Annotated in this window: 24 protein-coding genes; 3 read left to right on the top strand and 21 right to left on the bottom strand. The window is 42.7% G+C overall.

Features of this window, described 5'->3' with window-relative positions:
- Nucleotides 1-2 precede the first annotated feature (2 nt).
- A complete protein-coding gene (locus tag M1G14_RS07810) occupies nucleotides 3-1,442 on the top strand; it encodes a TrkH family potassium uptake protein (protein ID WP_247926484.1) in 1,440 nt (479 codons plus the stop codon).
- A 75-nt stretch (nucleotides 1,443-1,517) separates the two neighbouring features.
- Here M1G14_RS07810 and yidD read toward each other — a convergent pair whose 3' ends face one another.
- The 14 genes from yidD to M1G14_RS07740 form a co-directional block, all read right to left on the bottom strand.
- Nucleotides 1,518-1,760 (bottom strand): membrane protein insertion efficiency factor YidD, encoded by a 243-nt coding sequence (gene yidD / locus M1G14_RS07805; protein WP_023918885.1) that lies wholly within the window; start codon nucleotides 1,758-1,760, stop codon nucleotides 1,518-1,520.
- On the bottom strand, nucleotides 1,757-2,488 hold the full coding sequence (locus M1G14_RS07800) for a pseudouridine synthase (protein ID WP_003005375.1): 732 nt from the start codon (nucleotides 2,486-2,488) through the stop codon (nucleotides 1,757-1,759). Before M1G14_RS07800 ends, yidD begins: the two co-directional genes overlap by 4 nt.
- Nucleotides 2,478-3,047 (bottom strand): SMC-Scp complex subunit ScpB, encoded by a 570-nt coding sequence (gene scpB / locus M1G14_RS07795; protein ID WP_023918890.1) that lies wholly within the window; start codon nucleotides 3,045-3,047, stop codon nucleotides 2,478-2,480. Before scpB ends, M1G14_RS07800 begins: the two co-directional genes overlap by 11 nt.
- Complete coding sequence (locus M1G14_RS07790; RefSeq protein WP_049472072.1) at nucleotides 3,031-3,750, bottom strand: segregation/condensation protein A; 720 nt, start codon at nucleotides 3,748-3,750, stop codon at nucleotides 3,031-3,033. The genes scpB and M1G14_RS07790 overlap by 17 nt, the downstream gene beginning before the upstream one ends.
- Complete coding sequence (gene xerD / locus M1G14_RS07785; protein ID WP_003005319.1) at nucleotides 3,750-4,481, bottom strand: site-specific tyrosine recombinase XerD; 732 nt, start codon at nucleotides 4,479-4,481, stop codon at nucleotides 3,750-3,752. The genes M1G14_RS07790 and xerD overlap by 1 nt, the downstream gene beginning before the upstream one ends.
- Nucleotides 4,478-4,939 carry a cyclic-di-AMP-binding protein CbpB gene (gene cbpB, locus M1G14_RS07780; RefSeq protein WP_003008353.1) on the bottom strand — a complete coding sequence of 154 codons (462 nt, stop codon included), beginning with the start codon at nucleotides 4,937-4,939 and terminating at the stop codon, nucleotides 4,478-4,480. The genes xerD and cbpB overlap by 4 nt, the downstream gene beginning before the upstream one ends.
- Nucleotides 4,936-5,457 (bottom strand): metallophosphoesterase, encoded by a 522-nt coding sequence (locus tag M1G14_RS07775; RefSeq protein WP_247926483.1) that lies wholly within the window; start codon nucleotides 5,455-5,457, stop codon nucleotides 4,936-4,938. Before M1G14_RS07775 ends, cbpB begins: the two co-directional genes overlap by 4 nt.
- Nucleotides 5,430-6,410, bottom strand: a complete 981-nt coding sequence (locus tag M1G14_RS07770) for a nucleoside-triphosphate diphosphatase (protein ID WP_061590846.1) — start codon at nucleotides 6,408-6,410, stop codon at nucleotides 5,430-5,432. The genes M1G14_RS07775 and M1G14_RS07770 overlap by 28 nt, the downstream gene beginning before the upstream one ends.
- On the bottom strand, nucleotides 6,407-7,201 hold the full coding sequence (gene racE / locus M1G14_RS07765; RefSeq protein WP_247926482.1) for a glutamate racemase: 795 nt from the start codon (nucleotides 7,199-7,201) through the stop codon (nucleotides 6,407-6,409). The genes M1G14_RS07770 and racE overlap by 4 nt, the downstream gene beginning before the upstream one ends.
- A gap of 77 nt (nucleotides 7,202-7,278) precedes the next feature.
- Nucleotides 7,279-7,524, bottom strand: coding sequence for a YneF family protein (locus M1G14_RS07760; protein WP_031575486.1), 246 nt, complete (start codon nucleotides 7,522-7,524; stop codon nucleotides 7,279-7,281).
- 55 nt (nucleotides 7,525-7,579) lie between these two features.
- Nucleotides 7,580-8,830: a diaminopimelate decarboxylase gene (locus M1G14_RS07755; RefSeq protein WP_070466409.1), complete on the bottom strand. Its 1,251-nt coding sequence runs from the start codon at nucleotides 8,828-8,830 to the stop codon at nucleotides 7,580-7,582.
- Between the two features lie 95 nt (nucleotides 8,831-8,925).
- Nucleotides 8,926-9,612: a Bax inhibitor-1/YccA family protein gene (locus M1G14_RS07750; RefSeq protein ID WP_003008369.1), complete on the bottom strand. Its 687-nt coding sequence runs from the start codon at nucleotides 9,610-9,612 to the stop codon at nucleotides 8,926-8,928.
- Nucleotides 9,613-9,640: 28 nt separating this feature from the next.
- A complete protein-coding gene (locus tag M1G14_RS07745) occupies nucleotides 9,641-10,132 on the bottom strand; it encodes an HDIG domain-containing metalloprotein (protein WP_003005617.1) in 492 nt (163 codons plus the stop codon).
- An 82-nt stretch (nucleotides 10,133-10,214) separates the two neighbouring features.
- Nucleotides 10,215-10,961, bottom strand: a complete 747-nt coding sequence (locus tag M1G14_RS07740; protein ID WP_049523730.1) for a TrmH family RNA methyltransferase — start codon at nucleotides 10,959-10,961, stop codon at nucleotides 10,215-10,217.
- Nucleotides 10,962-11,034: 73 nt separating this feature from the next.
- On the opposite strand from M1G14_RS07740, the gene M1G14_RS07735 reads away from it, so the two are divergent.
- Nucleotides 11,035-11,313 carry an acylphosphatase gene (locus M1G14_RS07735; RefSeq protein WP_023918900.1) on the top strand — a complete coding sequence of 93 codons (279 nt, stop codon included), beginning with the start codon at nucleotides 11,035-11,037 and terminating at the stop codon, nucleotides 11,311-11,313.
- 77 nt (nucleotides 11,314-11,390) lie between these two features.
- Nucleotides 11,391-12,308 (top strand): membrane protein insertase YidC, encoded by a 918-nt coding sequence (gene yidC, locus M1G14_RS07730; protein ID WP_003008377.1) that lies wholly within the window; start codon nucleotides 11,391-11,393, stop codon nucleotides 12,306-12,308.
- 154 nt (nucleotides 12,309-12,462) lie between these two features.
- On the opposite strand, the gene greA is transcribed toward yidC, so the two are convergent.
- The 7 genes from greA to M1G14_RS07695 form a co-directional block, all read right to left on the bottom strand.
- On the bottom strand, nucleotides 12,463-12,945 hold the full coding sequence (gene greA / locus M1G14_RS07725; protein WP_003005389.1) for a transcription elongation factor GreA: 483 nt from the start codon (nucleotides 12,943-12,945) through the stop codon (nucleotides 12,463-12,465).
- 57 nt (nucleotides 12,946-13,002) lie between these two features.
- Nucleotides 13,003-14,532, bottom strand: coding sequence for an endolytic transglycosylase MltG (gene mltG, locus M1G14_RS07720; protein ID WP_437441540.1), 1,530 nt, complete (start codon nucleotides 14,530-14,532; stop codon nucleotides 13,003-13,005).
- Between the two features lie 59 nt (nucleotides 14,533-14,591).
- A complete protein-coding gene (locus M1G14_RS07715) occupies nucleotides 14,592-15,101 on the bottom strand; it encodes a GNAT family N-acetyltransferase (RefSeq protein WP_176745637.1) in 510 nt (169 codons plus the stop codon).
- A gap of 12 nt (nucleotides 15,102-15,113) precedes the next feature.
- Entirely contained in the window at nucleotides 15,114-15,530 is a 417-nt protein-coding gene (locus tag M1G14_RS07710) for a GNAT family N-acetyltransferase (protein ID WP_049523727.1), read from the bottom strand.
- Nucleotides 15,531-15,611: 81 nt separating this feature from the next.
- Nucleotides 15,612-16,946 (bottom strand): UDP-N-acetylmuramate--L-alanine ligase, encoded by a 1,335-nt coding sequence (gene murC, locus M1G14_RS07705; RefSeq protein WP_003005130.1) that lies wholly within the window; start codon nucleotides 16,944-16,946, stop codon nucleotides 15,612-15,614.
- Between the two features lie 9 nt (nucleotides 16,947-16,955).
- Entirely contained in the window at nucleotides 16,956-17,606 is a 651-nt protein-coding gene (gene zapJ / locus M1G14_RS07700; RefSeq protein WP_247926481.1) for a divisome accessory protein ZapJ, read from the bottom strand.
- Nucleotides 17,607-17,661: 55 nt separating this feature from the next.
- The gene (locus tag M1G14_RS07695; RefSeq protein ID WP_049523728.1) at nucleotides 17,662-20,760 is read right to left on the bottom strand and encodes a pilus expression-regulating Snf2 family helicase; all 3,099 of its coding nucleotides are present in this window, start codon (nucleotides 20,758-20,760) and stop codon (nucleotides 17,662-17,664) included.
- Nucleotides 20,761-20,800: the final 40 nt, after the last annotated feature.

Below are 20,800 nucleotides of genomic sequence, written 5' to 3'. Positions count from 1 at the left end.
TGATGAATAGAAGCATGATTCGTTACCTCTTATCCAAACTCCTCTTAATCGAGGCAGGTCTCCTGATCGTTCCCATAGTGGTCGCTGCAATCTATCAGGAACCTGCCAAGGTCTTTGTCTCTATTGGGGCAACCATGGCCATCTTACTTGGGCTGGGGCTACTTGGTAGTTTTCACAAACCAAAGGACTTTCACATTTATGCTAAAGAAGGAGTCCTGATTGTAGCCCTCTGTTGGATCCTCTGGTCCTTCTTTGGCGCCCTTCCCTTTGTCTTTTCGGGACAAATTCCCAACATTATCGATGCCTTCTTTGAAGTCAGCTCTGGCTTTACAACAACAGGGGCAACGATATTAGATGATGTGGGTGTCCTCACCCATTCTCTCCTCTTTTGGCGCAGTTTCACCCACTTGATTGGGGGGATGGGAGTATTGGTCTTCGCCCTTGCAATTATGGACAATAACAAGAACAGCCACCTTGAAGTCATGAAGGCAGAAGTTCCTGGTCCAGTTTTTGGGAAGGTCGTTTCCAAATTAAAAAACACAGCTCAAATCCTCTACTTCTTGTACTTGGGCTTGTTCTTCCTCTTTGTGGTTCTTTATTTCCTTGCTGGTATGCCCCTTTATGATAGTTTTGTCATCGCCATGGGAACGGCTGGAACCGGGGGCTTTACCGTTTTTAACGACGGAATTGCCCACTACAATAGTAGTTTAATCACCTATTTGGTCAGTATCGGGGTTTTAGTCTTCGGGGTTAACTTTAACCTCTACTACTTCCTCATGATCCGAAAATTCAAGGCCTTCTTTAAAGATGAGGAATTGCGGACCTATATCACCATCGTCCTCGTGTCCAGTGTCTTGATCGCTTACAATGTCCTTCATCTCTATGCCAATGTCGCTAAGAGTTTTGAGATTTCCTTCTTCCAAGTTTCCAATATCATCACCACTACCGGTTTTGGTTATGGAACGACGGAAAAATGGCCTCTCTTTTCTCAGTTCATCCTCTTGATGCTGATGGTTGTAGGTGGTTCTGCTGGATCGACCGCCGGGGGGCTAAAAGTCATTCGGTGCTTGACCTTATGGCGAATCGCAAAAAATCAGGTTCTTTCGACCTTGTCTCCGAATCGCGTTCTGACATTGCATGTCAATGATACGGTATTGGATAAGGATACACAGCATCAGATCCTCAAGTACTTTACAATATACAGTTTTATCACGATCGGCCTACTCTTTGTAGTCAGTCTAGACAATAATAACTTCATGACGGTTGTCAGCGCTGTCTTTAGTTGTTTTAACAACATTGGACCTATGATTGGAACAGGTCAAACCTTCTCCATCTTTAGTCCGATTTCAAAACTGTTACTTTCCTTAGCCATGATTGCCGGACGGCTTGAAATCTATCCAATGATTCTACTCTTCCTCCCTAAAACATGGTCTAAACGCTGATAGACAACTCTTTTACAAAATCAACACCCTTAGAAAAATAATTTCTAAGGGTGTTTCTGTTTATTTGCGATCGTCCTATTTTGATTCTTCATTTCGCTTCAGACTAAAATGGTCTGGCAAGGGGTCTGGTCCTACTTTGGTTCCAGGATGGCAACGTAGAATCCTTGCAATCCCCATCAAGACACCTTTCACACCAAAACGTTCAATCGCTTGGATCATATAATTGGAACAGGTCGGTTGAAAGCGACAAGAAGGCGGAAATAGGGGAGAGATCCATTTTTGATAGCCTCTGACCAGCGCAATTAGGATTGTTTTCATGCTTTTTTAGATTTAGTCACTGCTAGATTGTGCAACTGGCTGATTTCTTTTTTGTTCAAGCGACGGTATTCACCCGGACGAAGTCCTGAGACGTCCAAATTCCCAAACTGGGTCCGGGAGAGTTTATCCACTAAAAGTCCCACCGCTTCAAACATCTTTTTAACCTGGTGGTTACGCCCTTCATGAATGGTCAACTGAACCACTGAACGGTTCTTTTCGACATCCACTTTTAAGATCTCGTAAGTCGCTGGCTTGGTTTTCTTTCCATCAATGGTCACCCCTCGCGTCAAGGGACGCAAGTTTTCCTTATTGGCAATCCCTTTGACACGCGCCACATAGACTTTATCAATTTCATTTCGCGGGTGAATCATCTCATCTGTAAAATCGCCATCATTGGTCAAAATCAAGACACCAGATGTATCCCAGTCCAAACGTCCCACTGGGTAGATGCGCTCTGGTACTTGAGATAAAAGGTCAACGACTGTTGTCCGCCCTTTATCATCTGATACACTAGAGATGACGCCACGTGGCTTATTTAAAAGATAATAGACCTTTTCTTCGTTATAGATTGGAGTCCCTTCTACTTCAACCTGGTCACCGGTTTTAATGATAGTCGCTAATTCACGCACGACTTGGCCATTGACCGTCACCAAGCCTTGCTTGATCAGTTCTTCGGCCTTGCGACGACTAGCCACACCTGCATGGGCAATATATTTGTTAATTCTCATCTAGTTCCTCTGTTCTCTCTGAAAATAATTGACCTTCCTCTGGATCGATGTCCACTTCCTCAACCTTTGGCAATTCCTCCAAATGATTGATCCCCATATAATCCAAAAAATACTCCGTCGTGACATACAAATTAGGACGCCCGATGACTTCTTTTTTTCCATCTTCACGGATCAGATCAAATGACAGTAGTTTGGTAATAGCACCACTGGAATTGACGCCTCGAATGTCATCGACCTCCACGCGGGTGATCGGTTGCTTATAAGCAATGATTGACAAGGTTTCAAGGGCAGCCCGAGACAAACTTTGGTTCATAGGCGTTCTAGAATAGTCTCGTAAAACCGAAGCGTAGTCTGCCTTTGTCACCAATTTATAACGGGAAGCTGTCTCCATCAAACACAGACTGGTATCTGAGTCCTCCTGGTATTTTTGGGCCAATTTTTCTAAACTTTGCACCACACCTGTTGGGGGTAAAGAGAGAAGATCTGCGATTTGTCTGGCAGTAATTCCTTCTTCACCCGCTACAAATAAGAGTGCTTCAATTTCAGCTAATTTGCTCATGTTCAATCCTATTTAAGTAAATTTCTCCAAAAGCCGTATCCTGTACCACTGTGACCTCTTGAATCTTGATTAATTCAAGGGTTGCAAGAAATAGGGTAATGACCTCTTGGAGATCCGCTGCTTCTAGAAACAAGTCCTGCAAGAGAACTTGTGAGCGATCGTGGAATCGGTGACGCAGCTGGTCCATCAGATCCTCAATCTTGTATTCATCCTTTACAATGGTTGTATGGTTCTGGCGGAATTCTTCTTTTTTCTTCGTCAATAGTTTTGAGAAAGCCAAGAAGAGATCCACCGTGGTGCGATCATGAAGTAATTCGGTATCGTCATAGACCAATTCCATCTTTGGTTTCGAATAATAGAGGGCGCGCTCCTCGTGCTGCGAGGCCATCAACTCTCCTAATTGCTTGTAAGTACGGTACTCTTCCAATTGAGAAAGGAGGTCCTGCTCTAGATCCTCTGCTTCATCCATCTCCTCTGCGACCTTAGGAAGAAGTCTACGACTCTTGATCAGGGTTAGTTGACTAGCCATCAGCATGTATTCCCCTGCTACCTCTAGTTTCATAGCCTGGAGAGTCGCCAAATAAGCCAGATACTGTTCGATCACCTCAATCAAGGGGACCTCATAGATATCCATCTGGTATTTAGAGACCAAGTGGAGCAAGAGGTCCAAAGGCCCTTCAAAATCTTTAATTTTAATATCCATTATTTATATTTTTCTAATGTCACCATGGTTTTTAGGCCCAATTCACGCGCAATACTAAAGAGATCTACACCAAGTTCACGTTGTTTCAAAATATACTGCTCACGAATCGATTGCGCCGAAAGGTCTTGGTTGCCTTTTTCGATCAAGAAGGCTTCTAATTGTCGGAATCCCCACTGACGGGAGTAAGATTTTCCCTTATTATCAAAGAGATAGACACCATCGAGGAAGAGCTGCAACTCATCCAGTAAAGGCTCTGGAACTTTTAAAACCCGTTTTTGGCCATCTTTGCCCACTCGAATGACATGAAAGTCCAGCTGAATATCTTCGACCTTGACTTGGAGGATCTCACTTGGCAATAAGCCCATCTCCAGAATCAATAAGGCCATCAAGCGTCCCTGTGGGTTAGTTGATTCTTCCCAAAAATGGGTCAGATCCAACAATTCACGATCATGGGTCTTGGCCGGTTGAATTTTAGGTAAGACTAAACGATGGTATTCAGAAATAAAGCGTTCTTGATACAAATAATATAAAAATTGATTAACAGCGGATAATTTTCGTTTTTGAACCGCCGGTTTAAAATCTTTAATCGAAGCTTGGTAAATTCTCAAATTCGTCGGTGTCACTTTTCCATGAATTGATTCAATAAATTGGTCCAAATCATAGAAATAGGCTGACTGAGAATTTTCACTTAGTTCTTTTTGATCAATAAAACTTGCAATAAATTCTTTCATTTTGGAATCATCTCGTATTCATTTGAAAAATTATGCATTAGCGAATTGATGGCTTTGAGGATAGATTTCCGAGTAATAATCCCTTGGAAATAACCTTCTTCATCCACCACTGATAAGAAGGAGTCATCCACCAACTTGTGAAGGACTTCTGTCAAATTGAAGTCTAAGCCGATGACCCCGACCTCCTTCTTTGCAACGTCTACGATATCCATCGAAGCAAAAGTCTCCTCAGGAATCTCGTGTTTCAATTGATAAGATAGAATATCCGTTAGGGAGATCGTCCCCACAAACTTGCGTTCATCCGTCACTACCGGGATGCGACTATAGCTAATCTGGCTCAACAGCAAGACCGCATGGTCTACATTGTGGGTATCAATCAAGACCGCTAAATTTTTGGCAGGAGTTAAGAACGTCTCTTCCTGCGCCAGCAAGAAACGTTCAAATTCCTTTGCTATCATCTGCTAAACTCCTTTGTCAATTCAGGGTACAATTCATGATCTCGCGTATAATACTCTACCTTGAAGTTCGAATCGGTAATCTCTATCTTGGCATACAAACACTCGCGAATCAGACCACGAGGTTGGCTAACGGATCCAGGATTCACAAAGAGGGCTCTTCCTTCCTTCCAAGCATCTGGGATATGAAGGTGGCCGTATAGACAGATATCTGCTTCCTCCTCTTGGGCCCACAAATCCAATTTTTGAAAACTAAAATTGATCTGGAAAAGATGTCCGTGGGTCTGGATGATCCGTGTTGGCCCTAGTTGGGTCACCAAGCGTTCCGGATAGCCATCATAAAAATCCATATTTCCTTGGACAACGTGGATCCCTTTCCAGACAGGATCATCACTTTTTAGTTCAGAATCCCCATTGTGAAAGATCCCATCGACCTGGCCTAGGTATTTTTCTTTAATAGCTTCAACAATGGAGCGGTCTCCATGTGAGTCACTCATAACGATGATTGTTTGCTTTGCCATGATGGAAATACCTCCAATAACTTTTTAACAGCTAAAGCACGATGTGATTGTGTATTTTTTTCTTCTAGCGTTAATTCAGCAGCAGCACGGCCCGTTTCCCCAACTAAGAAGAGAGGGTCATAGCCAAAGCCGTGTTCCCCTTTGGGCTCAAAATTAATATACCCTGGCCAATCTGCCTCCACCACTAGGCTTTCCTTGCCTGGTCTTGCAACCACCAAGGTCGTATGGAACTGAGCTGAACGATCTTTCAAGTCAAAAACCATGGCCAATTCGTGCAACAATTTCGCATTGTTTTCCGCATCTGTCGCACCAACTCCCGCAAAGCGAGCTGACCAAACTCCTGGTAAGCCTCCCAAGATATCTACCTTCAAACCTGAATCATCTGCTAAGACTGTTTTCCCAGTTAGCTCTGCAATCGTTTCAGCTTTTAGGCGGGCATTCTCTTCAAAGGTCAGACCTGTCTCTTCGACTTCTGGAAGCTCTGGGTATTGATTGAGATTTTCCACTTCAAAGCCCAGCTTTTCAAACATATTACGGAATTCTTTGGTTTTTCCCTCATTTCGAGTCGCAATAAGAATCGTATCTTTGACCTTGTCTTGACCCAAGAAGGCTTCCACATCCACCCCATCACTTGGCAAATGCAAATAGAGCAATTTCCCTTTTTCAACCAAGAGCAAGGCTCCTTGACGCTGTACTATTTCAAAAGCTCTTCCCTTGACTTCATTCAAGATTTCGGTCAAAAAGGTCAGAAAACGAAAGGCTGAACCATAGCGCATCACCGATAGATTGAGAGGGAATCCTTCAGGATCCTTGGCAAAGAGAAGTTCCAGCTGATCTAACAGAGTGGAAGCTTCCGCAGGCACTTGACTAAATTGGTTGTAGTCTGCATCTTCTCCCCATTGGGCAATATACCAATCTTGGGGATCTTTGTATTCAAATAGTTTGTCACTCATAAATTTACATGCTCCACATTCACTGAACGTTCTAGCCATTTTTCGGCAATCGCTGCAAAGCTATTGGCATTTGCAGTTGTATAAAAGCGGTGGGTCTGCTCTATGAGTTCGCGACTCTTATTGAGCTCAAAATAGTTTAATAAAACGGAGATATCCCGAACACACTCTGCCCCACTATCAATCAATTTGACATCCGGTCCCATAACATTTTGAATGATCGGTTTTAAAAGGGGATAATGGGTGCATCCCAAGACTAAGGTATCAACCTTTCCAACTAGTGGTTTTAGGGTTTCGTAAACCACCTTTTTGGTCACACTGGATGCCAACTCGTTTGATTCCACTAAAGGAACAAACTTGGGACAAGCTAAACTGCTGACTTCCATGTCTGGTGCTAGACTTTGAATCTTCTCTTTATAAATTCCAGAAGAAACCGTCATCGGTGTCCCAATGACCCCAATTTTTTGATGGGTCGTCGATTTAATGGCTGCAGAAGCTCCGGGCAAAATCACTCCTAAAACAGGAATATCAAGTTTCTCCTTGACTTCTTCCCAAACAACTGCCGTCGCTGTATTACAGGCTAAGACAATCATCTTGACATTTTTGGTCAGAAGGAAGTTCACCATCTGCCAAGTATACTCGCGAATTTGGTCTGCTGGTCTAGGACCATAAGGTGCACGCGCTGAATCTCCAATATAGACGACATCTTCGTGAGGAAGCTGACGGAGCAATTCGCGGACAACAGTTAGGCCCCCTACTCCAGAATCTAAAAAACCAATCGGTCGGTTATCCATATCTCTTCCTTCCAAAAGGAGGGACTAAGAAATTCCTCCAAGCCCCTCTCATTTATTATCGTGAGATTGCCCCACTCTTATTTTTTCTTGTTTTTCGCCATTGCTGATTTTTGTTGGTTCACAATTTGGCGATAGACTTGTTGAACTTTTGCTTCGCTTGGACGTTGGCCACTCGCACCTAAAAGCGTACGGACTGCTTCAATATTCAAACGTGGGTTTGATGCAAATTCTTTTTCAAATTGACGACGAAGCAAGAACATTCCTGCAACCATCCCACCAAAGAAAGCTAAAATAATCAACAAAATTCCTAAAAAGAGATTCATACAATTTTCTCCGATCCATTATTTTTACATAACTATCATTATATCAGACAATCGCTTATTTTTCAATGTCAAAGCCGTAGAGTGTCGCAAGATAATCTTCTGGTTTTTCTGCTCGACGAATCAAACGGGCCTGCCCATCTTCTTGAAGCAAAACTTCTGCCGAACGCAACTTGGCATTGTACTGATAGCCCATTGAAAATCCATGGGCTCCAGTGTCATGGATCACGAGTAAATCTCCAATCTCCGTCACGGGTAGTTCTCGTTGTTTGGCAAATTTATCGTTGTTTTCACAGAGACTTCCCACGACATCGACCACTTCAGTTGGTTCATCTGAACGATCCATATTGGTAATATGGTGATAAGCACCGTACATAGCCGGTCTAAGAAGATTCACAGCTGAAGCATCGACACCCACATAGGTCCGGTAGGTTTTCTTTTTATGCGTCACTCTGGTTACCAAGAGGCCGTGTGAAGCCAGCATAAAGCGACCAAGCTCGGTATAGATTTTCACATGACCAAGTCCTGCTGGTTTAAGAATCGCATCAAAAACGCGATGCACGCCCTCCCCAATAATGGCAATATCATTTGGTTCTTGTTCTGGCTTGTAATTGACCCCAACTCCACCAGAGAGGTTGATGAAGCCCAAGTGGACACCTGTTTTCTCGACGACTTCTACTGCTAATTCAAAAAGTTGACGCGCTAGCTCTGGATAGTAGTCGTTGGATACAGTATTAGAAGCTAATAAAGCGTGAATGCCAAACTCTTCCACACCTAGTTCTTTCAACTCGATAAAGGCTTGGATCAATTGCTCCTTGGTCATTCCAAACTTGGCTTCTTCAGGATTGTCCATAATATCGGTTCCCAGTTCAAAAACTCCACCAGGATTATAGCGGCAAGAAATGACCTTGGGAATGCTAGTCACAGACTTCAAGAAAGCAATGTCTTCATAGGCGTCCAGATTGATCGTTGCCCCTAATTCTCTAGCATAGACAAATTCATCTGCTGGCGTATTGTTAGAAGAAAACATGATCTCTTTTCCACTAAAGCCCAGTTTATCCGCCATTAACAATTCGACATAGCTGGCAGTGTCGACACCACAGCCCTCTTCTTGCAAAATTTTTAGGATCGATGGGTTAGGAGTTGCCTTGATGGCAAAGTATTCCTTAAATCCTTCATTCCAAGCAAAAGCTTGATGGAGAGCACGAGCCGTTTCACGAATTCCTGCTTCATCATAGAGATGGAAAGGGGTAGGGAATTCTTGGGTCAGGCTTTCTAATTGTTCACAGGTTACAAAAGGTGTTTTCATAAGCGCTCATTTCTATTCTTTAGTCACTATTAGTATAGCACAAGTCGAAAGACAAAAAAAGCCGAGGCAACTGCCCCAGCTCAATCTCTCTTTGATTAGTCGTTTCTTCCGAAGATACGAAGAAGGCTGATAAAGAGGTTGATAAAGTCAAGATAAAGTTCCAAAGCCATTGCTACTGCCCAACCTGTAGCAGGTTGACCATTTGTTTGATCATAGACATAGCGAATCTTTTGGTTATCCCAAGCTGTCAAACCTGCAAAGAGGAAGACAGAGATAATACTCAAGATATAGTCCATTCCAGAACTTCTCAAGAACATGTTCACAACAGAAGCAATGATCACACCGATCAAGACTCCCATCAAGGCACGTCCCATTCCAGACAGGTCCTTTTTCACGACGCGTCCGATAGCTCCCATGACAATAAACATCAAGGCACTGACCAAGAAAGCCTTATAGACAGTTGCTTGCATGTAGCGAGCAATGATAAAGCTCAAGGTAAAGCCATTCAAAGCTGAGTAGATCAAGAAGATCGGAAGAGCAGACGGGCTATTTTTAACAGCCTTCCCACTTGCAACAAAGACCAAGATCAATTCTACAACCACTGCTGCGTAGTAAACCATTGGTGCGGTTGTCAAGATTTGTACGAAGAAGTCTTGAAAGACTGTCATCATCAGGCCAGACACAAGGGCTGAAATCCCCACACCGATCCCAACTAATGAGTAGATTTTGTTATAAAAAGCATTCAATCCACTTTGTTCTTGGATTACTGAATCATTATACATATTAACAAGTTCCTTTCAAATTTGTTTACTACGATTTTAACATTTTTCGATGAAAAAATCTCCTTTTAGCCATCTTTTTACGCCATGGTTCTGAAGCTTCTTTAACAGCCCAGTATTTATCCACCATGGTCACTACGAAGGATTCTTTGTAGCGAGGCGGAGCAAGGGTAGCTCCCCACATGTGTTTAATAATGATGTCTTCTTCCTTGGCATTGAGATCTGTGATCTTTCGTGCATTTCTCACGGCAATGCGGGGATGGATCCAGGCGTGACTTTTCGTAAACTTGGTCTCGCGCCAATCATAGTAAAAGAGGTCATGCAAGAGGCCACCCCGAGCCGTACTTTTGGCATCCCAACCAAATTTTTTAGCCAGTTTATAACTGGTATAGCTCACATGAATGGAATGCTCCAAACGATTGGAATGAATATGGTGGGGAATGTCGGCTAATTTTTGAACCTTAGGATGCTGGATCAGATGGCCTACATAGGTCATGTATTCTTTGTCACGATGATATTGCATAAGATAACCACCTTTCGTTGATAAGCTCTCCCAATAAGATCTCCATCAACTTCTTCTTACAGGTTAAGTATACTTCTTTTTCTCAAAATTTCCTTAAAGAAAACATCAAAATTCCTGCTGCCACTGCAACATTTAAACTCTCTGCCCGACCTGGCATGGGAATATGAACCAGCTGGTCTGCTTGTGCCGCCATTTCCTGGCTGATGCCATTTCCTTCATTCCCCATAACCAGGATAAACTGATCGGTCTGAGAAAGCTGACGGTAGTCAATGGAAGCTTCTGAAAGCGTCGTTGCGAGAACTGCTAGATGAGAGTGCGCAGCTCGCTCCAATAGTTCTTCTCGATCCAGTTTCCAGATAGGAATATGGAAATGACTGCCCTGCATGGATCGAAGGGTCTTGAGACTGTATAGATCAGCGGAGGCTTTCGAAAGCATGACGCCATCAAAACCTGCTGCATCTGCTGTTCGAATCATCGTCCCTACATTGCCAGGATCCTGTACATCCTCCAAATAGAGGAATCGCCCTTGTAGCTGATCCGGAAGCTCTGGCTGCTCTAGAAGAATCTCTGCGACAATCCCTTGAGGAGTCTTCGAATCTGCCAAGAGGCTTAAGATCTCCGGAGTCACGATAGTGACTTTTTGGATGTCCTCTACCCGGTCTAAATAGGCTTCTAAAACAAAGACCTGCCGAATCTTCGCATGATTTTCTACTGCCTCTTCAAACAGATGCCAGCCTTCAATGAGATAAGAATCTGTCCGGTATTTTTTTTGATGTAATTTTTTTGCATTTTTGATTACATTATTGGATTTAGACGTTATAATATTCATAGAACTATTATAGCACAAAGAAAAAGAAGAAATCATACCTCAGATAGATTTCTTCGAGTCAAGGAGGTCGCACATGCAAAAGGTAAAAATGATTGCCCAAGGACGGGTTCAAGGGGTTGGCTTTCGCTGGGGAGTCTACAGTCTTGCTTTAGAGATCGGTGGGATCACTGGCCGTGTCTGGAATAATGACGACGGAACAGTTGGCATTCTGGCACAGGCAGAGTCTAGTAGCCAAATGGCCAAATTCATCCAAGAAATTCGCAAAGGTCCTACGCCTTTTGCGCATGTGACTTATTTAGATGTTACGCTCGCAAACTTTGAAAACTATACAGACTTCAAAATTGCAAATTAAGACTAGAGAACTATTGTGTATTTTCAAAAAAAACAGTAGAATAGAAAGGTAACATTAAAAAAAAGAAGGAACTATTTGTGAAAAAAAATAAACTTGCATTACTTGCATCGATGGGACTAGCTTCGCTTGTCTTCTTATCAGGATGCGTGAGTGTCGATCGGAAAACTGGAAATCCGACTGGATTGATCTGGAATCTTCTTGGCCGTCCAATGGGCGAAGCCATCAAATTCTTTGCCAACAACCTTGGCTTAGGCTTTGGGATCGGGATTATTATCGTCACCTTGATCGTACGGTTAATCATCTTGCCACTTGGTTTGTACCAATCATGGAAGGCAACCTACCAATCTGAAAAGATGAACTACTTAAAACCTATCCTTGGGCCAATCCAAGAGCGCATGAAGAACGCTAGCACACAAGAAGAAAAGCTATTGGCGCAACAGGAATTAATGGCTGCTCAACGTGAAAATGGAGTTAGCATGTTTGGTGGAGTTGGGTGTTTGCCACTCTTGATCCAAATGCCATTCTTCTCAGCTCTCTTCTTTGCAGCTCAGCACACCAAAGGGGTAGCAGATAGTAGCTTCCTTGGCATTGCTCTCGGCAAACCAAGCTTGCTCTTGACAGCGATCGTAGCAGTTCTTTACTATATCCAAAGTATGCTTTCTCTTCATGGAATTGAAGATGAAACCCAAAAGGAAAGCATGCGCAAAGCATCACTGATGAGTCCGATTATGATCGGTGTCTTCTCATTGATCTCCTCAGCCGGAGTAACTCTTTACTGGGTAGTCGGTGGGGTGATCCAAATTATCCAACAATTTGTCATCAACTACTTGATTCGTCCAAATCTTCGCAAGCGCGTCGCTGAGGAATACAAAAACAATCCTCCAAAAGCGACTAGTCACCGCGTGAAAAAAGATGTCACACCTACTGCAACGACACAAATCCAACACAAACCAAAAAACAACCGCAATGCAGGAAAACAACGCAATAGAAAGTAGTACAAACTACTAATTCTAGCGGTATACAGTAGCACTTGAACCCAAGGTTCAAGTGCTTTTTTTGATATCGTTCAGTCAGCAAAGAATTTTCACTCTCACAAAAAGATTAAGAGCACAAAAAAACAAGCCCTCTTGGAGGGCTTGCGTTTTATAGTTACGCTGTTTTTTCTACGTTCAAAATTTTCACTTGGTAGCTTCCAGCTGGGGTCTCAACAGTGACAACGTCACCTGTCTTCTTACCAATCAAAGCGTGACCGATTGGGCTTTCGTTAGAAATCTTTCCTGCAAAGGCATCTGCCCCTGCTGAACCGACGATGCTGTATACTTCTTCATCTGTTTCGCCAACTTCTTGGACTGTAACGGTTTTTCCGATCGCAACTTCGTCTACTGCAACAGCATCACTATCGACGATTTCTGCATAACGGATTTTTGTTTCCAAGCTAGAGATTTGACCTTCCACAAAAGCTTGTTCATCTTTTGCTGCTTCATACTCAGAGTTTTCTGAGAGGTCACCATATGAACGAGCGATCTTAATCCGTTCTACCACTTCAGGTCGACGGACCAATTTCAATTCTTCTAATTCTTGTTCCAATTTTTCTTTTTCTGCTAGTGTCATTGGGTATGTTTTTTCTGCCATTATTCTTCTCTTTCTATTATTTGAATGAAAAAGCTGTGGACGCGCCACATGCTTTTTCTAGTTTGAACTTGCTTGTGTCAATTTACTATTGACATGTTCTTCAACATTTTTATTGTGTTCTTCGTATGTCTTAGCGAAGAAAACTTCACCATTTTCGACATTTGCGACAAAATACAAGTAATCGGTCTTACTTGGGTTCACTGCCGCTTCGATCGCTGATACTCCAGGGTTATCCACTGGGCCAGGCATCAAGCCGGTATTCTTATAAATATTATAAGGGGAATCCAGCTCTGTATTGATCGTTGCATCTTCTTTTAAGGTCGTCTTTTGACCAAGTTTCCCTTCTGCATAAAGAATTGCAATATTACTTTGCAAAGGCATGTCTTGGTTCAAACGGTTATAGAAGACACTCGCGATATCTTGGCGGTCCTGATCCGTCGCCCCTTCTTTTTCAACCAAGGAAGCAAGAGTCAATACTTCGTTTACATTGATGTTCTTGCTCTCAAGTGTTTCATAGTATGGGCTTAAGTTTTGATCCATTGCCGCAAGCATCTGATCGATCATCTCTTTCACTGTGGTATCTTTGCCATAGTTATAAGTTGCTGGGAAGAGATAACCTTCTAAACGGTAGCGAACACCAGAATCCTTACTTGGCAGATTCGCCAAGAGCTTAGGATATTTGGCCACCATCTTCTCAATAAAGGCATCGTCTTGGACAGCCTTCAAGAAATCTTCTTTCTTAAATGGAGTCTTGCCGGCCTTCTTAGTGGAGACATCGGTGGTGATAGCCGTCGCAATCTGATCGATCGTATAGCCTTCTGGAATCGTCACCTTCCCAAGAACTGGAGCCTGAGGAGTTTTGGTTCCCTCTTCCTGCAGTTTTTGGATGATGGTTTCTAGATCCATGCTCTTTTGAAGGTTGAAATAACCGGATTTGAAATTGCTATAGTTCTTGAACTTGGTATAGTAGTTAAAGAACTGGCCATTTTTCACGAGTCCTTTTTTCTCAAGGATCGCGCCAATCTCACGATTACTTGAACCTGCTGGAATCTCAACCGTTACGAATTCTGTTGCATTTTTATCCATTGGCTTGACAGCTGAATGGATATAGGTCACAGCAAAGATCCCTGTAGCCACGATCACAATCAGCAAAAGGCTGACCACTGTCCGCACAATTCGTTTAGCGATTTTATTTTGTTTCTTTTGTTTTTGTTGGCGCTGGTTACGAGAAGAGCGCGATAAGTTCTCCTCTACCGGTTCCTGACTTGGTTCTTTTTTAGCAGGCTTTGTAAGCTCACTCTTTTCTTCCACAGCAGGAGTCGCCTGTACCGGCTCCACTGGTTCTTCTTTGGGAGCCAACGCAGATTCTTCTACTTTTGGAGGTGGTGTTGCTTCTTCCTCCTCTTTCAGTGAAGAAGGGGTTTCAATGCTTCGATCAGGTAGATCATACTCTTTTTCGATCTTTAGAAGTTGCTCATTGGCCTCTTCTAAGTCTCTGAGGATCTGCTCTTTGAAGCTTAATAACTTCTCACTGTCTTGTGATTTATCAGTCAAATAATTGACCTCCCTCATCATAATCCTTAATATTATATCTTAAAAGATTTAGAAAAGCAATACAAATCGCCCTTCTTCTTCAAAATACCTATTTAATCAAGGTTTTCGTTTTCCCAGACCAGATTGTACCAAACTTCACCCGCATATTGGGATTCTGAAAGACCTTCATTGGTAAATCCTTGTTTTTCGTAATAAGGAATCAAATAATCATGACAGGTCAAATTGATCCCTTGACGGTCCTCCTTAATCGCAATCTCTTTCATCGCTTCAAGCAAAAGAGTTCCCACTCCAAGTCCTTGGGCTTCTTTAGCAATGGATAGACTCGTAATGGAAATAAAGCCCTTTTCTAACTGGCTTAGATCTTCAACCTCTGAAAAAGAGGAATCGATCAAATAGCGCTCTGGTCTAACAGGTCCTTCTAAATAGCCTAAAATCTGACCTTGGCACTCTGCTACAAGAAATGTCGTTTGAATCTTTTCAATGTGATCTTTTAAAATCTCACGCGCAATCGCTTCTTCTTCTGAGAAATTCTCAAGCTCAATGCGCTCGATGGCATCCAAATACTGCAGCTCTGCCTGTCTAATGTGAATCTTTTCTTTCATCATTTACCCCTTCTATCGTTCCCAAACCATATGGACACCTCGATCAGACTCAGCTTCATCCCGGAATCCTTGCTGGGCAAAATAAGATAGTAAGTTTTCTGGGCAATCGATCCAAATGGCTTTCTTTTCCATTTGAACAGCTAGATCCTTTAAAGCAGCGATCAAAATAGAACCATAACCTTGACCTTGAAAGGCTGGTCTCACTGCTAATCGCAATACGATTAGGTCTCCTTTTAAATGCTGGTCTTCTGTCGCCAACAAGTAGGCCACCATATCTCCCGCCTGTTCTGCAAGTAGAGAAATGGCTTCCTTTGAACCTAGCGCTTCCTCAAGAGTGGCCTTGTGCTTCTTTCCTTCATTGTCATGAAGTTCTTCTTCTAGCAACAGCAGCTGTTCTTGATCAGCTGGGGTGATTGATCGAATCATCATCCTGCTTTCCTCATCTCATACTCCTTCAGTGGACAGATAAATTTGAGTCTGGAACCAATCGATTCCAGACTCAATCATCTCTTATTGTACACTATGTGTCAAACTAGATAATAAACGCTCAAATGAGTATTCATAGGTTTGAATATCTCCTGCTCCCATAAAGACATAGACTGCATTGTCATGGTCAAGAAGAGGAGAAACATTCTCAGCTGTAATAATCGCTGAACGTTTGACAATTTTTGCTTCCAAATCTTCAACTTTCACATCGCCGTGATCGACTTCCCGTGCAGAACCATAGATCTGTGCCAAGTAAACAGCATCTGCTTGATTCAAAGCTTCAGCAAATTCATCTAACAAGGCAATCGTCCGTGTAAAGGTATGTGGTTGGAAAATGGCCACAATCTCTTTACTTGGGTATTTTTGACGGGCTGCATCCAAGGTTGCAATAATTTCCGTTGGATGGTGCGCAAAGTCATCGATGATCACTGTTCCATTGACTACTTTTTCAGTGAAGCGACGTTTCACTCCAGCAAAGGTCTTCAAATGCTCGCGGACTAAATCTAAGTCAAATCCTGCAATGTAAAGCAAGCCAATGACAGCTGTGGCATTCATGATGTTGTGACGACCAAATGTTGGGATATGGAACTGCCCCAAATCTTCTCCACGGAAATGAACGTTGAAGGTTGAACCTGTCGTTGAGCGAAGCAAGTTGCTTGCCACAAAATCGTTCGTCTCCTTATCAAAACCATAGTAATAAATTGGCGCTGATGAGGTAATCCGACGCAATTCTTTGTCTTCTCCGTAGATGAAGAGTCCTTTGCTGATTTGTTTGGCATAATCGTTAAAGGCATTAAAGACATCTTCCAAGCTCGTGAAATAGTCTGGATGGTCAAAGTCAATATTGGTGATGATGCTGTATTCAGGATGGTAAGGCATAAAGTGGCGTTCATACTCATCTGATTCAAAGACAAAGTATTTGGCTGCTGCAGAGCCACGACCTGTCCCGTCACCAATCAAATAACTGGTATCAGTGATATTTGATAAGACGTGAGAAAGCATCCCTGTTGTTGAGGTTTTTCCGTGTGCTCCGGCAACCCCCATGCTGACGAAGTCACGCATAAATTCACCAAGGAATTCATGGTAGCGTTTATAGGTTAGGCCATGCTCATCTGCATAAGCAATTTCCACATTGTTATCTGGACGGAAAGCATTCCCAGCAATGAGGATCTTGTCGCCTTCCAAATTTTTCACATCAAATGGATAAATTTGAATTCCTGCTTGTTCCAAGCCACGTTGCGTAAAGTAATACTTCTCAACATCTGAACCTTGAACCGTATGTCCCATTTGGTGAAGCATGAGGGCTAAAGCACTCATCCCTGCTCCTTTAATTCCAATAAAATGGTATGTATTAGACATGTTTTCTCCTTATTCTTGATCTAGATGGGTTAAATCCAATTCTTGTTTGATTGGCTGTGGTTTCAACTTGTGCTGATCTTTATTGTATATTTGGCTAGTCTTTAAGAAATCATAATTGTTTTTCTTTTCAGTCGGTTCTGCCACTTCTGGTTCTCCTGCAGATTCGAACTCTGCAAGGATCAACTGATCTTGTCGCAATCGTTTGCTATATTTCAATAATTCGCCTGGGTTTTCCTTTTGGGAGGGAGCTGTTGGCTGACCAGGTTTCCGTTCTGAAATAAATGGTTTTTTCCGCTTACTTGTAGTAGCTGCTGGATCCGTTGTCAGATAGGGGGCTGTACGTTTCTTTTTCAGATCTTCACGCGCACGCTCTCTAGCTTCCTCTGCATAACGATTGGCAGGGCTTTTTTTATCAATCGGCTCTTTAAAATCAGGTTTTCTTACTGGCCGTCTTTTCGGTAGGGGCTCTTCTAGTGGTTGATGGTAAGGATGCTTAGGTTTGGTATTTTCAGCAATCGGTTGCCATTCCAAATAATTTTTATCCACATAGTCGCCTGTAATGTTACTAATCAAGTCTGTTTCATCATACAGGTTCATGTGGGGCATCTCTGTTAACATCAACTCATTATCCCCTACTTGAGGAAAATATTTTTCTGTCATGCTTTCTTCCTTTCGACACTCCATTAATTATAAACTATTCACAGAATTTTTCAAGCTATTCTGACTGAATTCCAAGAATCTCACGAATTTCCTCAACCGATAAACTAGATCGTGTTTCCGTTCCATCTAAAATCGTTGAAACCAGATGGCGTTTTGAAACTTGGAGCTCTTGAATTTTTTCTTCGATAGTCCCACGGGTAATCATGCGGTAGACTTCAACATTTTGTTCTTGCCCCATTCGATGGGCCCGGCCAATCGCTTGTTCTTCTACAGCAGGATTCCACCACAAATCGACTAAGATAACGGTATCGGCACCAGTGAGGTTCAATCCAACCCCACCAGCCTTCAGTGAAATGAGAAAAGCATGGCGCTCTCCTGCATTAAAGGCATTGGTCATTTCTTGACGATCTTTTGCGGGAGTAGAACCCGTGATTTTAAAGGAGGTCATACCGAGCTGGTCAATCTCCTTCTCCAGAATATCCAACATGCCTCTGAATTGGGAGAAGATCAAGACCCGATGGTCTCCATCCTGGATTTGAACCAGAAGGTCGCGAAGACTCTCCAACTTCCCACTGTCTCCTTGATAGTCTTCCATAAAGAGGGCTGGGGTATCACAGATTTGGCGAAGACGCATGAGACCGGAGAGGATCTCCACCTTGCTTCGATTTAATTCTTCCTCGCTAGAGCTTCGAACCCGATCTTGAATTTGCTTTAATTGGGCTAAATAGATGGTTTTTTGGCTTTCGTCCAACTCATTGTGATAGATGGTTTCAATCAAGTCTGGTAACTCTTGAAGGACCTCTGTTTTTTTCCGTCTCATGACAAAGGGTTTTACAAAACGGGCAATGGTCTCAGGGCTTAATTTTTGAAATTCTTTTTTAGCAGGAAATAGACCAGGAAGCACAATTTGGAAAATGGACCAAAGTTCTCCAACATGGTTCTCAATGGGTGTGCCAGAAAGAGCAAATACATGTGGCACATCAAAACCACGTAAGTGTTGGGCAATCTTGGTTTGGGCATTTTTCATGACCTGGGCTTCATCTAGAATCAAGTACTCATACTGATTCTTCTGGTATTCCTCCACATCTTGACGAAAAGACGCGTAACTAGTGATAACTACCTGTGGATTGGTTGCGATGAGTTCATCTCGGTGCTGCTTGAGACCATAGACGACTGCCACTTCCATCTGAGGAGCGAATTTTGAAAATTCTTGTTTCCAATTGTAGATGAGACTAGATGGAGCTAGAATCAAGATTTTAGTTTCTTTTTTTGCGACACTGGTCAAGAAGGAAATAGTCTGCAGGGTTTTCCCAAGCCCCATATCATCCGCTAAAATACCACCAAAACCATAATGATTTAACATGGAGAACCATTTAACCCCTGTTTCTTGGTAATCCCTTAGGGTCGCTTGGATTGTCATCTGAGGGAGTTGGAAGTCTTCTGGATGAGTCAAATCATGAGCTAAATTTCGAAAGTCTTCTGAAAAATGAACATTGTCTTGATCTGCCAACAAATCAGATAGCTGATAAGCGGCAATCCGGCGGGCTTGTAGTTTCCCACCCTTGCTCATTTTCGCCCGCAGATCTGCTAAGGCTCGACTGATCTTCTTGGTTTCTTCATCAAAGACAAGAACTTTCCCTGTATGGCTGACAAAATAGTCTTTTTGCCCTACTAGAGCTTTGAGGACCTGGTCCACTTCGGCTGGATCCACACTTTCAAAGTCAAAACCGATCTCCAGTAGACTGCCATTGGTTTTAACATCAATTTTTGGACGCTCCACTTGATAAAGATCTAAAAGGCTATCAGAGAGGGTAACCTCTCCTAAGGCTTCAAAAGTCGGGATCTGTTGGTGAAAGAATGGATAGATTTGCTCACTTGATAAAGGACTTCTTTGGGAAGAAAAATCATCCGTAAAACCTGCTGCTAGCATGGTTGAAAAGACTTCTTGCTCCTTATCGAAATCACTAGAATAAGGAAGATTGAGAAGTTCCTCACGCGTGGTCACCACACGATCCTGGTATTGAAAGACAACATCCAGTAATACAGTCTGATCCTGTGCTAGATCAAAATGAAATTCCGGAGTGAAATCGTGGATTAAAAAGCTGGTCGGGGCTGTTATTTGTCCCAGTTTTTTGAACTCTTTTAGACTATAGGAAAGTTTGGTCTGATCCGTTGGATCAAAATGCAGGCGTTTTTTGCGATCCTGATCCATTGGAAGATCCTGGATAGCCTTCCATAGAGTCCGCTGTTGGGGCGTCAGGTGATAGAAGACACCATTTCGAAACAGATAAACAGCAGACTCGACGACCTTCACCTGTGGCTCAGTAATGATCAATTCGTAAAAATCACCATGGTCTTCCACCTGAAAATGAAAGAGATCTTCCTCTCCATGGACATCCTGAAAATAGACCTCTGAAAAGTCATACAAGCTATATTGCAGGAGAAAAGAGTCCAAATTCATCAGTAATTCCACAGCTTCTTCAAAAAGAGTCGGTGGAAAATAGAGATGGCGCCCAGCATTTGGAAAGAAATCTTGCTCTTTCGATCCACCATCTGTGACCAAGCCTTGTAGGAAATTGATCACATCCTGGCTAGCCCGATCAAATTCTAAGTAAGAAATGGGTTCATAATAACTTTTGCCAATGGCAAAGTGTCCTTCTTTCTGAAGGGTCTGCAAAAAAGCTAGCACATCTCTGATCACATAAGAGCGCTCATCTGGTAAGCGACGAATACGCAGTGTCCACAAGAATTGACCAGAGTATTCGTCCTCCTGCCCAACGGCTGATAAGGCATAGCGGGTCTCTTTCTTTTCGATTTTTGGAAGGACCTGGTCTAAAAACAAACTTCCAAAAGAGACCTTTTCCTGAGTTTCCTCTGTTGCAGTGGCATCTTCTTCAAGACTTGCAAGAGCTGCTTTACCACTGTCATCATTCTTCAGATAAGCTTCTACAGCTGCCAAATGTGTACAGAATTTTTTCTTTTGAAAGAAAGTACAGCTACAAAAAACGGCATCGTCATCCAAACTGTAACGCAAGCTTTCTTCTTCCACCCGAAAATACAGGTATTTTTCTTTTACTTCCTGAAGGGAAACTTTCCCAGCTTCATAGAGAAGGCTCCCTTGTGAACGAACCTTCCCAGGAATTAATTTTGCCATCTTTACCACCTTAGATTAATCCCTTCATTATACCATATTT

The sequence above is a fragment of the Streptococcus parasanguinis genome (assembly GCF_023109675.1).
GTDB lineage: Bacteria > Bacillota > Bacilli > Lactobacillales > Streptococcaceae > Streptococcus > Streptococcus parasanguinis_I.
The sequence above is the reverse complement of the archived record's forward strand: the minus strand, read 5'-3'. Positions and strand labels throughout refer to the sequence as shown.

Excerpts from the sequence above, each read along its gene's own strand:
- murC (WP_003005130.1), bottom strand. The coding sequence starts at position 16,946 with ATGTCTAATACATACCATTTTATTGGAATTAAAGGAGCAGGGATGAGT.
- M1G14_RS07710 (WP_049523727.1), bottom strand. The coding sequence starts at position 15,530 with ATGATGATTCGATCAATCACCCCAGCTGATCAAGAACAGCTGCTGTTG.
- M1G14_RS07800 (WP_003005375.1), bottom strand. The coding sequence starts at position 2,488 with ATGAGAATTAACAAATATATTGCCCATGCAGGTGTGGCTAGTCGTCGC.
- M1G14_RS07740 (WP_049523730.1), bottom strand. The coding sequence starts at position 10,961 with ATGAATATTATAACGTCTAAATCCAATAATGTAATCAAAAATGCAAAA.
- M1G14_RS07775 (WP_247926483.1), bottom strand. The coding sequence starts at position 5,457 with ATGGCAAAGCAAACAATCATCGTTATGAGTGACTCACATGGAGACCGC.
- M1G14_RS07790 (WP_049472072.1), bottom strand. The coding sequence starts at position 3,750 with ATGGATATTAAAATTAAAGATTTTGAAGGGCCTTTGGACCTCTTGCTC.
- M1G14_RS07755 (WP_070466409.1), bottom strand. The coding sequence starts at position 8,830 with ATGAAAACACCTTTTGTAACCTGTGAACAATTAGAAAGCCTGACCCAA.
- M1G14_RS07735 (WP_023918900.1), top strand. The coding sequence starts at position 11,035 with ATGCAAAAGGTAAAAATGATTGCCCAAGGACGGGTTCAAGGGGTTGGC.
- cbpB (WP_003008353.1), bottom strand. The coding sequence starts at position 4,939 with ATGATAGCAAAGGAATTTGAACGTTTCTTGCTGGCGCAGGAAGAGACG.
- scpB (WP_023918890.1), bottom strand. The coding sequence starts at position 3,047 with ATGAGCAAATTAGCTGAAATTGAAGCACTCTTATTTGTAGCGGGTGAA.
- M1G14_RS07695 (WP_049523728.1), bottom strand. The coding sequence starts at position 20,760 with ATGGCAAAATTAATTCCTGGGAAGGTTCGTTCACAAGGGAGCCTTCTC.
- M1G14_RS07715 (WP_176745637.1), bottom strand. The coding sequence starts at position 15,101 with ATGAAAGAAAAGATTCACATTAGACAGGCAGAGCTGCAGTATTTGGAT.
- M1G14_RS07760 (WP_031575486.1), bottom strand. The coding sequence starts at position 7,524 with ATGAATCTCTTTTTAGGAATTTTGTTGATTATTTTAGCTTTCTTTGGT.
- M1G14_RS07770 (WP_061590846.1), bottom strand. The coding sequence starts at position 6,410 with ATGAGTGACAAACTATTTGAATACAAAGATCCCCAAGATTGGTATATT.
- xerD (WP_003005319.1), bottom strand. The coding sequence starts at position 4,481 with ATGAAAGAATTTATTGCAAGTTTTATTGATCAAAAAGAACTAAGTGAA.
- M1G14_RS07810 (WP_247926484.1), top strand. The coding sequence starts at position 3 with ATGAATAGAAGCATGATTCGTTACCTCTTATCCAAACTCCTCTTAATC.
- zapJ (WP_247926481.1), bottom strand. The coding sequence starts at position 17,606 with ATGACAGAAAAATATTTTCCTCAAGTAGGGGATAATGAGTTGATGTTA.
- M1G14_RS07745 (WP_003005617.1), bottom strand. The coding sequence starts at position 10,132 with ATGCAATATCATCGTGACAAAGAATACATGACCTATGTAGGCCATCTG.
- M1G14_RS07750 (WP_003008369.1), bottom strand. The coding sequence starts at position 9,612 with ATGTATAATGATTCAGTAATCCAAGAACAAAGTGGATTGAATGCTTTT.
- racE (WP_247926482.1), bottom strand. The coding sequence starts at position 7,201 with ATGGATAACCGACCGATTGGTTTTTTAGATTCTGGAGTAGGGGGCCTA.
- yidD (WP_023918885.1), bottom strand. The coding sequence starts at position 1,760 with ATGAAAACAATCCTAATTGCGCTGGTCAGAGGCTATCAAAAATGGATC.
- greA (WP_003005389.1), bottom strand. The coding sequence starts at position 12,945 with ATGGCAGAAAAAACATACCCAATGACACTAGCAGAAAAAGAAAAATTG.